This window comes from Vibrio sp. IB15, from assembly GCF_016406055.1.
GTDB lineage: Bacteria > Pseudomonadota > Gammaproteobacteria > Enterobacterales > Vibrionaceae > Vibrio > Vibrio chagasii.
Map to the genome: position 1 here is coordinate 102,559 of NZ_JAEFCE010000001.1, position 15,782 is coordinate 118,340.

The following is a 15,782-nucleotide window of genomic DNA, read 5'->3' on the forward strand; positions in this document are numbered from 1 at the left end:
GATTTTGATAATAAAAAAACCGCTTGGGACATTTTGTCGCAAGCGGTTCATTGAGTGTTTAGTCAAAATGTACCTATTCTTTGTGTGGTATATTTTGTCCCACCTCTTTTGGGTCATTTTCGATAACATCGGTGTCGAAATTATTCGATACTGTGTTTCTACACAGTCCTTTTTGTTGTCCCGTAATTTCGTCACTTTCAACAAGATCTGATTCCGTGTCTTCAGCGTTGTTAACTGAAACTTCTTCTTTATTTTCAGTGACTTGCTCTTCTTCGCTTGACGTTTCTTCTTCTGCCTTCTCTTTTACCCAATCACGTAAGCTTTCAGCGACATCTTCAGAAAGTGACTTAAGATTACTATAATCGTCATCGTAATCGTCTAAGCCATCACGTACGTTAAACTCTTCTGAGAGAAATAATTTACGCAATGCGGCTTTTTTTACGCTTTCTGATGCTTCTGATACCAATAATTGAGCCATAGACAGCTCTTCAGTCGCCTCTGATGCCGACTCTTTAGTGTCAGCAGACTCTTCTAAAGCATTAGTTGGCTCGATAGAGGTTGGTTCATTTGGTGCAAGTCCTTCAGCAGAGGTGGGTGTTTGAGAAGCAGGCTCAGAAGAAGTAACCGAGGTTTCTTCAACAGGCTGTTCAGCTTCGAGCGCTTTGTCAGTCGATTCATCGAGCTTTCGTTGAGACCAACGGCTAAAAAAGTTAGTTGCCATTAGAACGACCTGCCCCTTTACGCTTCTTGCGTCTTGCTTCTAATAATTCGCCATGACGACCGATAAAGGCTTCCATCCACGCTTGTACCGGTAAAGGCATGTCGTAAGACAATACTTGGTTATCTCCGTCCATGTACTGGCCTGCGACTGTTTGTGACGCTGTCAGTAATTGAATAATAGGTTTACCGGAGTCAACATTATCCATAACTAAGAATAGCTTAGGTTGCTGAGAGCTTAGATTAAAGCGGTAGTCGGTACGTTCGTCTTTGTGTAACTGGAGCAAACATACGTCTGGGGTTTCATTTTCAGGTGATAATTCAAAACCGATGAGTTCCCATTGAGTCGTTACCCAAATGCCAGTTTTGATCTCTTTCTCTATTCTTTGGACACCTATTGGCCAAGCTGATTCTGTTTTTTCATAGTGTTCTTGGAATTCTTTTATCTCAGACATACTGCACCCAATTGATTTTCTTTATTCTGATCGTACGTAGGACATTTTGTACTTCGCATAATCATATACCCTCTACAAAGCAATAAACACGCCAATACATTTTAAGTCCTGCTCAGTCTTTAGTGCGTTTGTCGTAAAGTTACCTTTATAATGTTAGTCGATCGCGCTGGTTTGAGACAGTTAGTCTCGGTGAACTCTCATATTTTGCGCTATTTTAATCGAATGCTTCATGTTTTCTCGAATAGCCGTTATTTTGGAATGAGAATTGCTAAATGCTTGAGTTAAAGCTAAGACTGACTAAGTGACAGAGAACGCATGTATTCTAAAGAGTCGTATGATGACTCTTGCCTAACTTCTTATCCCTTATAATCGCTATCTCATTAAGTAGGACGTGACTGTGGTAAAACCAAACATAATAAAAACCAGTGAAAACCCACTTCAGACCATCGAAGTTGAAGTGTTTGATGAATATGGCGAAAAGCTAACGAAACAAATTGCGTGCGAGCGCCCTCTTACCGTTATGTTGAACTGGAAAGAGATCGTAACTCTAATGACATTGGGTTCACGCCCAGAAGCATTAGTCTTGGGTTATTTGAAAAACCAAAGCTTCCTTTCTGATCCAGAAGCCGTTGAATCAATCATCATCGACTGGGAAACCAGCTCAGCAGCGGTTATCACCAAAGAAGATACGAGCCAACTTGAACAAGCACTGAAGAAGAAGACCGTAACGTCTGGCTGTGGCCAAGGTACCATGTATGGCAACGTGATGAAGCAATTGGAAGATTACCAAGTGCCTCAAACCAAGATTAAGCAATCTGAAATCTATACGGCTCTAGAAGCGCTGACTCATTATAACGACACCTACAAGAAAGCGGGTGCGGTTCATGGCTGTGCGGTGTGCAAAGATGACCAAGTGTTGTCGTTTGTGGAAGATGTAGGTCGTCACAATGCCGTCGATACCCTTGCGGGTGAGATGTGGCTCAACAAAGAAGATGGCGGAGATAAGATCTTCTACACCACAGGTCGTCTTACCTCTGAAATGGTGATTAAGGTAGCGCAGATGGGAATCCCTGTTCTACTGTCACGCTCTGGCGTTACACAAATGGGCTTAGATTTAGCTCAGAAGTTCGGCATAACAACGATTGCTCGTGCTAAAGGCTTGCGCTTCCAAGTGTTTACAGGTACAGACAAGATAGATTTTGACGTCAAAGGCGAGCAGTAAACGTAAAGTTAACTCGTGCTTAGTTAATTTGTTATGGGTGCAGTATCAGCTGCACCTTTTTTATATTCTTCAGTTTTTATCCCAATTCGTTCCCGATACAGGTTTCACGCTTCAGACCATCTAAACCTACACGTATCATGTCTTAAATTAGCTTTTCCTAAAACAAATCTTGATTTAACACCCCAATAAGCTATTAGTTACATATTCGTCAATTTAATGAATCTGTTAATACAAATTAAAGATGAATATCAACGTCACTGGCTTAAAGGGAATTAACCATGAGTAATCCATCGGAACCTCAGCATCCTCTGCTGTCTCTTTCTATTCGCAGTAAGTTTATTTTAATCAACCTCACTCTGTTTATTTGTGTTTTTATCTATGCCGTCTACGAGCAACTTAGCTTAGACAAATTGGAATCATTGGAGATCGCTGCGACCGAAAACCTCAGAAGCTCAGTAGATTTATTAACGCTTAGGCGACATGAGAAAGACTTCTTGTCTCGCTACGATCAAAAATACGCAGAGCGTTTCGATAAAACCGCCGACATATTGAATCAAAGATTGGTGACGTTGAACCAAACTCTCACCTCGCACGAACTTCACCTGACCGAGCAAATGACCAAGATCTCCGATACCCTTCATCAGTACCAGAAACAGTTCCACCAGATCGTCAATCAAGTGAACGACATTGAACGTTCAACCCCACCTTTGGGCTTTGTCGCCGCTCTTGATGGAAAAAGAACAGCGCTGAAATCAGCAATCGAATCAGAATCAAGCTTGGCACTGGAACTTGCGTTGTTAGAGCTGATCGAAAAAGACTTCCATTACCTCGCACATATTAATAGCGAAACGAATGCGGCGTTAACCAATGCTCTTGTTGAGTTTGAACCCTACTCCCAAACCTCGATTGCGACTGAGCAAGCCTATTCCGAATATAAGGCTGCAGTTGAAACTCTGTTGGTTGCTAACAGCAATCTAGGCTTGTCTGCAGAGTTGGGGCTTAGAGGCGCCTTACGTAGCAATGTCCATAAAACGGAACAAGCCATTGAAGAAGTGCAGAATGAGATAAGCCATGCGATTACAGTGGCAGTTAGGCACACACAAAATATGTTGCATCTGTTTGGCGCCGCCATTGTTGCTCTGCTTTCTCTATTATTGGTGTTCATTGGTCGCAACATCTTGGGTCGTATCAAAGCGATTAACGTGATGATGGAGTCGATTGCAAATGGCGATGGTGATTTAACGGTGCGAATGAACGCTAAAGGTAACGACGAGCTCGCTCAACTTGCTCACTCGTTTGATACCTTCATCAACAAGCTGCACGGCAACATTAAAGAGTTGTCGGGAGTTATGACAGTGTTGACAGAGAGTTCATGTAGCTCTGAAGAAGCCGCGATCAAAAGCATGAGTAATGCTGAGAAACAGAAACAACAATCGGAGTCCGTCGCGACGGCAGTGAACGAACTGGTGATGACCAGTAACGAGGTATCAGCCAATATAGAAAATGCCGCAACTAATGCAGAGAAAATTAAAGATAACGCCCATCAAGCATTACAAGAAACACACTTAACAGATACGAGTATCAATGTGTTAGTCGAGAACATTGCAGAGTCGCAAGATTTAATCGTGCAGCTTGAAGAACAGAGCCGTGAAATCAATCAAGTGGTAACGACGATTCAGGGAATTGCTGAACAAACTAACCTACTCGCGCTTAACGCGGCGATTGAAGCTGCACGTGCAGGCGATCATGGACGAGGCTTTGCGGTGGTCGCCTCTGAAGTGAGAGAGCTTTCTTTAATGACTAACGACTCAACCCATCAAATTGAATCGACTATCCATGGTTTAACGTCCGGCATTGCAAAGACAGTCGCTAAGATGTCGGCAAGCTTGGAGCAAACCGAACAAGTTAAGCTCCAGACTAAAGATGTGGTCAATGCGATTGAAGGTATCCACTTTCAAGTCGGAGAGATGTTCGACCTTAACAGTCAGATAGCGACAGCATCAGAAGAACAATCCATGGTATCAGCGGAGATCGACCGAAACATTAGCGACATCGCTCATCTAGCAAGTAATACATATACCGTAGTATCAGGATCAGTGCGTTGTAGTGAACAGGTATCGAGCGTGAGTGTGAAACTAGAGAAGATTGTGGCTCAGTTTAAATACTGATGTGTAGCCTACTTTGTTGTGGGCTGTCACCACCTCTGAATACACTGTAGGTAATAAAAAACGCCCTTATCGCTTTATGCTGATAAGGGCGTTTTAATTCTATAAGGACACTTTCTGTTATCTGCAGACTATCGATGTCTACAAACAGCGGTTGTCCGAAGCACTAGCCTAGATTAGCCACGTGCTTTTAGGAACTCAGCGTAAGTACCACGGAAATCGTTGATCTTGCCATCTTTGATTTCAAGGATACGCGTTGCTAGAGAGTCTACGAATACACGGTCGTGAGATACGAAGAACAATGTGCCTTTGTAGTTCTCAAGAGCCAAGTTAAGCGCTTCGATAGATTCCATATCCATGTGGTTAGTTGGTTCATCCATAAGTAGGATGTTTGGCTTGTGCATCATGATCTTACCAAGAAGCATACGACCTTGCTCACCACCAGAAATTACCTTAACTGATTTCTTAATGTCGTCTTGACCAAATAGCATACGACCTAGGAAGCCACGAACCACCTGCTCGTCTTCACCTTCTTGACGCCATTGGCTCATCCAATCGAACAGGTTCATGTCTTGTTCGAAGTCATGTGCGTGGTCTTGAGCGTAGTAACCGATGTTTGAGTTTTCAGACCACTTGTACCCACCAGTGCGAGCTTCAAGTTCGCCAGCTAATGTGTTCAGTAGTGTTGTTTTACCCACACCGTTCTCACCGATGATCGCAACGCGCTCACCTACTTCGAAGATCGCATCGAACTTGTTGAATAGGTCTTCTTCGAAGCCTTGAGATAGGTTTTCAACCACAAGTGCGTTACGGAATAGCTCTTTAGACTGTTCAAAACGAATGAATGGGTTTTGACGGCTAGAAGCTTTCACTTCTTCAAGTTGAATCTTATCGATTTGCTTAGCACGAGACGTTGCTTGCTTCGCTTTAGATGCGTTAGCAGAGAAACGAGAAACGAACGTTTGAAGTTCAGCAATTTGTGCTTTCTTCTTAGCGTTGTCAGACAGTAGACGTTCACGCGCTTGAGTTGCTGCCGTCATGTACTCATCGTAGTTACCCGGGAACAGGCGAAGTTCACCGTAATCTAGGTCAGCCATATGTGTACATACAGAGTTTAGGAAGTGACGGTCGTGCGAAATGATGATCATTGTGCAGTTACGTTGGTTTAGCGTATCTTCCAACCACTTGATGGTATCCATGTCCAGGTTGTTCGTTGGTTCGTCTAGAAGCATGATATGCGGGTCTGCGAACAGAACTTGCGCTAGAAGCACACGAAGTTTCCAACCAGGTGCTACTTCGCTCATTAGACCGAAGTGTTGTGATTCTTCAATACCAACAGCAAGAAGAAGCTCACCCGCTTTCGCTTCTGCCATGTAACCGTCCATTTCAGCGAACTGAACTTCAAGATCAGCTACCTTCATGCCGTCTTCTTCGCTCATTTCTGGCAAAGAGTAAATGCGGTCACGCTCTTGTTTGATAGCCCATAGCTCTTTGTGACCCATGATAACCGTGTCGATTACCGTGAATTCTTCGTAAGCAAATTGGTCTTGGTTTAGCTTAGCTACGCGCTCGTTTGGATCGTAGCTTACATTGCCAGAAGTCGGCTCTAGTTCACCAGATAGGATCTTCATGAACGTCGATTTACCACAGCCATTCGCGCCGATTAAACCGTAACGGTTACCTTCGCCGAACTTAACTGAAATATTTTCGAAAAGTGGCTTAGCGCCGAATTGTTGGGTGATATTTGCTGTGGAGATCAATGCCTTTACCTTTTTAATGTGAAAAACGCCGCAACGTTACTTGTTCAGGGCTTTAACTGCAAGTATTGATTGCAATTACCCGCTAATAAGTGAGCGATAACCTAGCTAAATCATAGTTTGAGATAACTCACATTTTTGATTTCTATTTATATAGCGATAAATAGCTAAACTGTGCAACATATAAAGTGTTGAGCCACTGAGTAAAATCCGCCTTATATAAAGACATATCTCTTATAAATAATTTAATATATCGCATAACAACCCGTTACAACCAAAGCTTCTTTATATATAGCTATTCACAACACCCTCTAATGCACAAATACTAGTCTAACGCCTGACAGTTTCATGACAAAACACCAAGATTCGGGGATAAAGTACTCGCCCTCATTAATGCATGAGATTTCACAAAGCTCGATTATCTAACTATAGTAATCCTAACCTCATAATTCTAAGAGACTTTTATGCGTTCATTACCGCGCTTCTTATTCCTCATATTAGCAATGCTCTCATGGCCGAGTCATGCCAACTTGGAATATGACTTACAATCACAACCTCAGGTCTCTGACATTGCCCAAGATCTGACTAATCGTATCGATGAGCTTCCCGACCCTCTTTTTATGGAGGTGTCAGATAAGCGCAAGGTAAATCTGTTGCTCGCTGAAGTGCTGCGTGTTCAGAATCAGCAAATCGCAACGTTCGATAAACGACTCAAGGCTTATCGAGAAAACAGCGAGCCAAAACAGTGGTTCGATGTAGAGTCTAGCTACGTCACGTTGAACAGTTTGAATGTGAGCAAGCAGCACTTATTGGAGCAAAGCACCACAAGTAACAGAGAACGCTTGACCGGTTTTGGTCCTTACGGTGTTACCCAGTTCAAGCAAGAGTGGGAACTGACAAAGCTAAACGTCGAATACTTGGTGTATTTCCAAATACGCAGCTTCAAAGCGCTTATTAAAGACATTTTTATTTCGCCGGTTCCTGTGATTGGTGCAGCGTTAAAAGTGCTGTTCATCTATTTTGCGCTGGTGTGGTGGTTAGCGAACAGTAAAAGGTTGATCGAACTGTTTCGCGTTAACCTGCTTGAAGCGAAACCAAACCCTCCATTCCTGATTCGTCTAATTTGGTATGTGAGCCGTGCGGATAGAGCCATTGCTTGGTTAATTGCTATCACCCTGTCTCTGCGTGTGCTATCAAGTATCCCTAGCCTGCAACATCTGATATTCCTTGAGATCTTCACGTGGTGGATTTTAGGTGGCTCTATCGCAATCAGCTTCATTCTTGAGTTTGCATACCGCATGGGACGTACCTCAAACAAAGAAGTCATTGCGCTACGCCTTTCAACGATTCGCCGTTACGTATGGAGTTTCATTGTTGCTGGTGTGATTCTGCAAATCTCTAGCATCACGCTGGGTAGAGGCACCATCTACAGTTGGATTTACAGCGTTCTATTCTTTTGGTTTGTGTTGGTGACCATCTCGGTACTTCGATTATGGAGAGCGAAGGTATTCAATAGCCTAGAACATATCTCTGATCGCCCAGTGTGGGTTAACTGGGCCGTGAATCGCCAAGATACCTTTTTACTTAATATCATCGCGACTGCGCTTGGTATTGCTTGGTTGAGTGTTTATCACTTCCAGCATCGCATCATGTCGCTGCTTTCGAACTACACAGTATTCAGTCAAGCACTGGCTTACCTGTTTAGGATTGAAGTGGCTAAGCAGTCTGACCTTGATAAGAATCAGAAAAACTTAGTGCGTATTAAAGGCGATCAGACATACGAATACATTCTACCTGGATCCATCGACAGCGAGCTGATTGACTATGCAGGCGACGAAGTAAAACAACTGTCTCGTTATCTTATGTCTGACAGTCCAGCGATTTGTATCGTGTCGGGTGAACGTGGCGTGGGTGCAACAACACTTCTGTATACCCTGCTGCATAAGGTATCGAATGCAGAACCAATTTACGTTAGTTGCCCTTACGCGGGTTACCAAGAATTACTGTGTCATCTAGCAGTAAGCATCGGCTTAGAAGAAGACGCAACTGAGATTCAAATCTTGGCACATCTTCGTAAGAGCGAAACGACTTATCTGATTGCAATTGATAATGCACAACGCCTAGTTAAACCAATGGTTGGTGGTCTTTCAGATCTGATTCGATTGACTAACTTACTGCGTCGTTCGAAGAAGAACCACAGAATCGTGATGTCGATTGCTAAGTCTAGCTGGCGATTTGTCGATCGAGCTCGTGGCGAGCGTCTGTTATTTGATTTGGTTTGCTTCCTTCCGCGTTGGACAGAGAAACAAGTTGGTGAGTTGCTAAGCAGCCGCATTAATACTGAACTTGAGAAGCCATTATCATTTGATGGTTTAGTGGTACCAAAGCAGTGGGATCAAGATGACATGAGCGAAGAAGAACGCGCACGCCAAGGTTTCTATCGTATCTTGTGGCACTACTCAGATGGTAACCCGACCGTTGCACTGCGCTTCTTCCGTCTCTCTTTGAACAGAAACAAAGAGACAGACCAAGCGGTAGTAAGGCTGTTCCATGTTCCAGAAGCGCAAGAACTAGAGAACATGCCAAAACCTATGCTGGCGGTCCTTCGCTCTATCGTTCAGTTAGAAATTGCGTCTACCGAGGTGCTATCAGAATGTACTCAGCTAAGTATTGCCGAAATCACTGGTATTCTTCGCTACTTTGAGAGCCGTGGTTACATTGGTTGGAATGAAGATAAGGCAAGAATCTCTGATCACTGGTTCCGTCACATTACTAACGTTCTCGACCGTCAACATTTATTGGTGAAGTAAAATGAAGAAGTTATTTGTCCTATTACTTGTTGGCTTTGCGACGGCGGTAAGTTTCCCGACTTACGCGACAGAAGAGTTAGCCAATGTAGAAAACATTTCTAAGATTGCGAGTTTGGTTCGTTGGAGTGGCGTGTTCTTCTCTATCATCGTCATTGCAGCGATGTGGTTGTTATTGAAGTTCATTAACTCAATGGTGACGAGCTTTGGTAGCCAATTCGTGCAATATCGAATGCTGCTGCAAAAGCTTCAATCGTTCATGCAATTCTTCATTTACGTGAGCACTGGTCTTATCGTGTTCATGATGAGTTTCCGCATCAACGACCAAATCTTGGCTCTGATTGGCGGTACCCTAGCGGTGTCGGTCGGCTTTGCGCTTAAAGACTTGGCGGCCTCTTTCATCGCGGGTATCACCGTAATGATTGATAGACCATTCCAAGTAGGTGACCGTGTCACGTTCGAAGGTAACTATGGTGACATTATTACTATCGGCTTACGCTCAGTACGTATGAGAACTTTGAACGACGACATCATTACGATTCCAAACAACAAGTTCCTAAACGAAGTGACCACCAGTGGTAACTATGGGGCGTTGGATATGCAGGTGGTGATCCCGTTTTATGTCGGTATGGATGAGGACATTACCCTCGCCCGTGATCTAATTCAGGAAGCGGCCTCATCAAGCCGTTACATCCACCTACCTAAGCCTGTGACGGTATTGGTGAAACAGACCATTACTGACAACTACCTAGCAATACAGTTAACCTGTAAGGCTTATGTGGTCGATACAGCCTATGAGAAACTATTCGAGACAGATATTACGCTTCGTGTCATGAAAGAGTTTAAGAAACACAGCATCAACCCACCTAAAATCTCAGTGGCTGCCCACTCTTAATTTTTAGATTGATCGCTAGATTGATAGAAACAAAAGCACCTCCGCACTTGAATAAGAATCGGAGGTGGTTTTTTATGGTTTCCGCCTATTTAACGCTGTTGTCTTTCCGGCTTGGTTAATTGAACTAAACCTTAAAGTACTTCAACTGTTCAGTGAGATGTTCAGTGGTGTTTGCCATCTTCTGACTGTCTTCAGCCAACGATTGTGAAGCCTGTAGTACTTCGTTAGCGGCCAAGTGAATACCAGTGACACTCTCACTCATCTCTGTTGCTACTGTGCTCTGCTGCTCGGATGCTGCAGCAATTTGCGAAACCATATCGTTGGCGTTGTGTAGCTCATTCACAATTACATCGAGTTGCTGGCGTGTCTCGTTAGATGCAACCACGCTGTGGTCCACTTTCTCATTGCTACTTTGCATAGCATTAAATGTACGTTCAGCTTGTTGTGTTAGCTTCTCAATGGTCGATTGCACTTCGTTGGTAGAGTTCTGCGTGCGACTTGCTAGGTTACGAACTTCATCAGCAACTACAGCAAAACCGCGCCCTTGTTCCCCTGCGCGTGCTGCTTCAATCGCAGCGTTGAGTGCCAGTAAATTGGTTTGTTCTGATACATCGCGAATTACCCCAACCACTTGGCTTATCTCTGTAACACCAGATTGAAGATCTCTGACCAAGTTATTTGCAGTTGAAATGTTCTCAGATACTTGAGATATCGTCGTTGCCGTAACCTTCATGTTTTCATCATTTTGGTTAGCGTGATCGACCACTTTGTTGGTACTCGCAGCGGTGTTTTCTGCATTCATCGCGACATCTGAAATGGTCGCGCTCATCTCTGTCATTGCTGTCGATAACAGTTCAAGCTGCGCATGTTGCGAATTCACACTGGTTGCTGCCTCTTCACTGGCCTGAGCGATATGACTTGCCATATTACTCGACAGATCTGCAGACTCGTTTGCTGTACGAAGCGTTGTTTGCAGTTTGTCGAGCATGGTGTCGATCTGGTGGCTCATATCGCCCAACTCATCTTTACGTGTCATATTCATACGAACACGAAGGTCACCATCGGCAATCTTATGCGTGTTGTCGATAAGCTTGTTAAGAGGGACGATTATGTTATTTGAAATCGCATAACCCATCGCAAACAGTAAGCCTGATAAAACAACCGCGACCATGCCTTCTTTAAGTGCTAATGCGTAGAAAGCCTCTTGAATATCAGCGACCAGTATTCCTGAGCCAATAATCCAGTTCCATTCTGGGAAGAGTTGTACGTAAGAGATTTTATCTTTGAGCTCACCTTGAGGGCTCATCCACTGGTAATCGAGAAAGCCTTTCTCTTGAGGAGAGCGTGAAATCGTCACCATTTCACGCCAATGGTGCTTTCCTGCTCCGTCTTTCAAATTACCCGCGTTAGTACCATTAAGTTCTGGTTTGAGCGGATGACTAATAATGTTGAGCTGCTGGTTAAGAATCCAGAAGTAATTGGTGTTGTCATAACGAAGCGTCTTAATGGCTTGCAGCGCTCGCTCCTTTGCGACTTCTTCACCTAGCGCACTACGGTGGCTGTAGTAATAGCCGGCTAAGCTTACGGCGGTTTCAACTTGAGCACTGAGCTTATCTTGCCGCTCTTCCATAGAGCTGGCTCTTTGCTGCATGAGGTTAAATGTAGATGCCATTACTAGCAGTACAACCGATAGAACGACAATTGAGGCGAGTTTTGACTTGATAGATAAGTTACTTAATTTCATAGCTGACTGACTTTAATATTTGTTTTGATTATGGATTTTCGACAAGTTATCAAAATTTCGTACAGTTCAGATGATATGCATCAAGAACGCTAAATATACACTGTGTTACATAACCAAAAAGAGGTATAGGTCAAACAGGCAGAGGTTGAGGTTTGATTGGTGATAATTTAGTAGTGCGGGATTTTCGTGCTTGGGCTGAATGTAAAAACAACAGCCCAAGCGAGCTAGGACAACCATCGAACGATAGCCGTAGCAGGTTTAGAGGTTAGACACCAATAACTGTGGTGTCGCTTTTTGCTGAAGGTAGATACTAAAGCGGCTTCCTTTACCCACTTCTGATTCTACGCGTATCTCGCCACCAATTTGACTTAAGATACTTTGAGATACGGATAAGCCTAAGCCAGTACCGTCGCGTTTCGTTGTATAGAATGGTGAGAAGATTCGTTTTAACTGCTCTTCTTTGATGCCACAACCTTCGTCTTCAACATGTACGATAGCACCATGAGATACGCCGTTCTCAACCCAATCTTCACTCGAAATCGTTAATGTTCCCTGCCCGTCCATCGCATGAATCGCATTCATTTGTAGGTTGACCAGAATCTGCAGCAGTTGGTTTCGATTTACTTCAACCGATGTTTTAGCGTTTAAGTTCGAAACGTAAACCATGCCGCGCTTTTTCGCCCCAGTTTTCACGAGCGTGATACTTTCATCGACGATCGGGTTGATGTGTTGCCACGTGATCTCATCCTGCACGCCACCGTGTCGGCTGTATTGCAGCAAGCTTCGCGTAATATTTCGAATTCGGTCGATTTGCTCCATGATGGCATGGACTTCTTCTTCGACACGGCTTACGTCATCCCCTAGTTCAAATTTCATCAACTCAACGTTGCCAAGGATTACCGCTGTTGGATTGTTGATCTCGTGAGCAATACCTGCGGTTAGCTCACCGAGCGCTGCCAGTTTCTCATTGACCACCAGCTTATCTCTGGCTTGGTTTAGCAGCTTGATATGCAGCTCGAGTTCTTCGGTTTTCTCTTTCAAACTAGCGGTGCGAGAATGGACTTTACACTCGAGTTCTAACGCCGCTTGTTGAATCTCTTGATTGCGCTCATGCAGTAGATCCAACATCTTGTCGAATTGTTTAGCAAGTAAGGTAAGCTCATGTTGATCATCCAGTCCTAACGTACCAATTCGCTTGTCTTGCCCCATCTGTACTAGCTTCACCACTTTATGAATGCGTTCGATAGGGTTGAAAAGGTCGCGCGCACCTCTGTGAACGATCAAACCTGAAACCATCAACAACAGAACGATAGTAATGCTGATTTCGCCAAGGTTAGTCAGGTAGGTTTCAATGAGCGGCCAGATTAGGTAACCGGTATATAGCATGCCGATCACGTTGCCAAACTGGTCGTGAATTGGTTGATAAGCTGTTATGTACCATGCATCGTATACATATGCTCTGTCGAGCCACTCTTTGCCCTCGTTTAAGACTTTAGAGTGAACCTCGTGAGAAACTCGCGTACCAATTGCACGCCCTGCACTGTCTTCACTGCTTAATGGCACGTTAGTGCTCACACGAAGGTCGTCAAGAAATACGGTGACGGTTCCTACATGGCGGTTGAAGCCCTCTCTCTGCGGATAGATCAGGTTGCTGATTTGATCGACCAACTGAGTGCTGTTATTCAACAAGATCCCGCCATCAAGAAAGCCGATCACATGATCATGTTTATCTTTAATAGATACGATAGTACGGCTAACCAAGCCACGTGTTTCAACATCATGACCATTAAGCATCGGAACATCTGCCTTTTTTGCAAGATCACGATCTAAGTAATCGAGTTCACTACTGTCTAACACACTGAAAAACGATGATTTATGTGTGAGATTCAGATATTCAAGCTTCTTTTCCATGCTTTCTACGCTGCGCCAGCGTAAAAAATCGAGCTCGTATCGTGACTTATTCTCTGAGACCCAACGAATGAGTTCATCTTGAGGCACGTCGTTCGCAAGCTTCATTCGAAAGTTGTAAGACTCAGCAAATGCGCGCACGTTATAAGCTTGTTGGTTTTGAATCAGATGAATACTGTTGTCTGCGACGTCGAGACGTTCATCAACATCGATCAAAGCGCCTTGCCACGTATAGTGAACAGACCAATAAAAGGTGATCGCAACGAGCGCGCACAGTGTAAGAAAGATCGGTGCTGACGTGAGAAACAGTAAACGGTAGCGCACCATGGTTTTGAAGCGGAACGCCCACTTTGCCCACCACTGACGTCTAATCGGCATATTCTGAGCCTTCTGTGTTCCAGTCTTTGTATTTGCGTTCTAAGGTTTTACGAGCAACGCCAAGGTCTCTTGCCGCTGCAGACTTATTACCATCGTGAAAACTCACAAGCTGTTCGATATGTGCTTTCTCCACTTCTTTAAGTGTCCAAGTGTTTGGATAGCCTTCAGCAGCGTCCGTTGTATTCAAGTTCGGCACTTCAGCACCATGTGACACCGTCACTGAAATGCTCGCAGGTGCCGGGTCGCCATTTATCTCTCGCCAATAGTGAGCTGGTGGTTTGTCTAACAGAATGCAGCGCTCCACGAGGTTTTTAAGCTCGCGAATATTGCCCGGCCATTCGTATTCATTCATCGCTAAGATATCTTCATGTGCCCAATTAGGTATCGGCATACCTAATTCACTCGATAAAAGGCGCGTAAAATATGGAACAAGCTCAATCAGATCGGATGGTCGTTCGCGTAACGGAGTCACATCAATCTTAAGTACATTGAGTCGGTAAAATAGGTCGCGGCGGAAGTGCCCTTTCTCGACCTCTTCCTGAAGATTCCTGTTGGTTGCCGCGACAACACGAACGTCTACGGATATCTCTTTCTCGCTACCGATGGGGCGAATGGTACGTTGCTCGAGCACTCGCAGCAGTGCAGCTTGCATAGGCAGTGGCATTTCGCCAATTTCATCAAGGAATAGCGTACCGCCATTAGCCACTCTGAATAAACCTTCTCTACTCTTCTTCGCACCAGTAAAGGCACCGGAGGTGTGGCCAAATAATTCACTTTCAAGAAGTTCTGGAGCAATCGCACCACAGTTGATTGGGACAAATGGCCCAGTTCGTTTACTGGCTTCATGAACACCACGTGCAACCAATTCTTTACCGGTACCAGACTCACCTTCTACTAACACGGACGCTCTTGACGGAGCAAATTGGCTAATCAGAAGCTTAAGTTGTTTGGTCTTATCTGAGCTACCAATAATCTCGGTTTTGATGTGGCGGCTGACATCACGCTTCAACGCGTACTGCATTCTTTGGTCAAGGCGCTTATCCATACAACGAAGTACAGCTTGAATCATCTGTTCTAAGTTGAATGGCTTTAAAATGAAATCTGAAGCACCGAGCTTGAGTGCTGATATGGTCATCTCCAGATCGGCATAGCCAGTCATAAAGATAACATCTGCTTTTCGGTCGCTATCATTGAAGGCTTCTTCCCACTCAATACCAGAGCGACCAGGAAGATTAATATCGAGAACGATCAGGTCGAAGTGTTCATTGCAACGTAGCGTTTCTGCTTCTTCTACTGAGCCTGCACTCGACACCTTGCCAAAGTACTGACCTAGTGCTTTCTTTAAAATTGCCTGCATGCCAATTTCATCATCGACCACCAGGACCGAAAACGCCTGATATTGAGTCAAGGTGTTTGGATTGAGGTTAGAGGCGTTTGAACTAGGTAAAGACATAATGATCAGCCGAAAGGGAAAGTTGGGACAGAGTGTACCAATTAACCTTTTATTCAACAGGGACAATGTGCGACATTTTGTCCTAGCTCATGTTTTGGTTCATTTTATCTAGCGAAATGACGCAGTTTTGTCCGAAATAACAACAATTTAATGAGACTTGATGCATTATTGTTGGCATTAAGATTGCTTATAGGGAGAGGATTTCTAATTACTATAATTAGCATCTTATGCACATGTCCTTCTTTGAGCCCTTTAAAACTGAAGACATGTCATTCATTTCT

Annotated in this window: 10 protein-coding genes; 4 read left to right on the forward strand and 6 right to left on the reverse strand. The window is 44.1% G+C overall.

From position 1 onward, the window contains the following. Window positions 1–73: 73 nt before the first annotated feature. Window positions 74–721 carry a DUF3306 domain-containing protein gene (locus JC606_RS00500; protein WP_137406439.1) on the reverse strand — a complete coding sequence of 216 codons (648 nt, stop codon included), beginning with the start codon at window positions 719–721 and terminating at the stop codon, window positions 74–76. Then, window positions 711–1,172, reverse strand: coding sequence for a DUF3305 domain-containing protein (locus JC606_RS00505; RefSeq protein ID WP_102424329.1), 462 nt, complete (start codon window positions 1,170–1,172; stop codon window positions 711–713). The genes JC606_RS00500 and JC606_RS00505 overlap by 11 nt, the downstream gene beginning before the upstream one ends. A gap of 397 nt (window positions 1,173–1,569) precedes the next feature. Between JC606_RS00505 and JC606_RS00510 the strand changes: the two genes are divergently transcribed. Both JC606_RS00510 and JC606_RS00515 read left to right on the forward strand, forming a co-directional pair. Then, the gene (locus JC606_RS00510; RefSeq protein ID WP_137406438.1) at window positions 1,570–2,394 is read left to right on the forward strand and encodes a formate dehydrogenase accessory sulfurtransferase FdhD; all 825 of its coding nucleotides are present in this window, start codon (window positions 1,570–1,572) and stop codon (window positions 2,392–2,394) included. 278 nt (window positions 2,395–2,672) lie between these two features. Further along, on the forward strand, window positions 2,673–4,562 hold the full coding sequence (locus tag JC606_RS00515; RefSeq protein WP_198777579.1) for a methyl-accepting chemotaxis protein: 1,890 nt from the start codon (window positions 2,673–2,675) through the stop codon (window positions 4,560–4,562). A 173-nt stretch (window positions 4,563–4,735) separates the two neighbouring features. Here JC606_RS00515 and JC606_RS00520 read toward each other — a convergent pair whose 3' ends face one another. Continuing rightward, on the reverse strand, window positions 4,736–6,319 hold the full coding sequence (locus JC606_RS00520) for an ABC-F family ATPase (RefSeq protein WP_137406436.1): 1,584 nt from the start codon (window positions 6,317–6,319) through the stop codon (window positions 4,736–4,738). Between the two features lie 461 nt (window positions 6,320–6,780). On the opposite strand from JC606_RS00520, the gene JC606_RS00525 reads away from it, so the two are divergent. Together JC606_RS00525 and JC606_RS00530 are read left to right on the forward strand one after the other, a co-directional pair. After that, on the forward strand, window positions 6,781–9,126 hold the full coding sequence (locus tag JC606_RS00525; protein WP_198777580.1) for an ATP-binding protein: 2,346 nt from the start codon (window positions 6,781–6,783) through the stop codon (window positions 9,124–9,126). Between the two features lies 1 nt (window position 9,127). Next, on the forward strand, window positions 9,128–10,018 hold the full coding sequence (locus JC606_RS00530) for a mechanosensitive ion channel family protein (RefSeq protein WP_137406434.1): 891 nt from the start codon (window positions 9,128–9,130) through the stop codon (window positions 10,016–10,018). Between the two features lie 124 nt (window positions 10,019–10,142). Here the strand turns inward: JC606_RS00530 and JC606_RS00535 are convergent, their stop codons facing one another. The 3 genes from JC606_RS00535 to JC606_RS00545 form a co-directional block, all read right to left on the reverse strand. Beyond that, on the reverse strand, window positions 10,143–11,762 hold the full coding sequence (locus tag JC606_RS00535; protein WP_137406433.1) for a methyl-accepting chemotaxis protein: 1,620 nt from the start codon (window positions 11,760–11,762) through the stop codon (window positions 10,143–10,145). A gap of 258 nt (window positions 11,763–12,020) precedes the next feature. Next, a complete protein-coding gene (locus JC606_RS00540; RefSeq protein WP_137406432.1) occupies window positions 12,021–14,048 on the reverse strand; it encodes a sensor histidine kinase in 2,028 nt (675 codons plus the stop codon). Then, window positions 14,038–15,501: a sigma-54-dependent transcriptional regulator gene (locus JC606_RS00545; RefSeq protein WP_198777581.1), complete on the reverse strand. Its 1,464-nt coding sequence runs from the start codon at window positions 15,499–15,501 to the stop codon at window positions 14,038–14,040. The genes JC606_RS00540 and JC606_RS00545 overlap by 11 nt, the downstream gene beginning before the upstream one ends. Window positions 15,502–15,782: the final 281 nt, after the last annotated feature.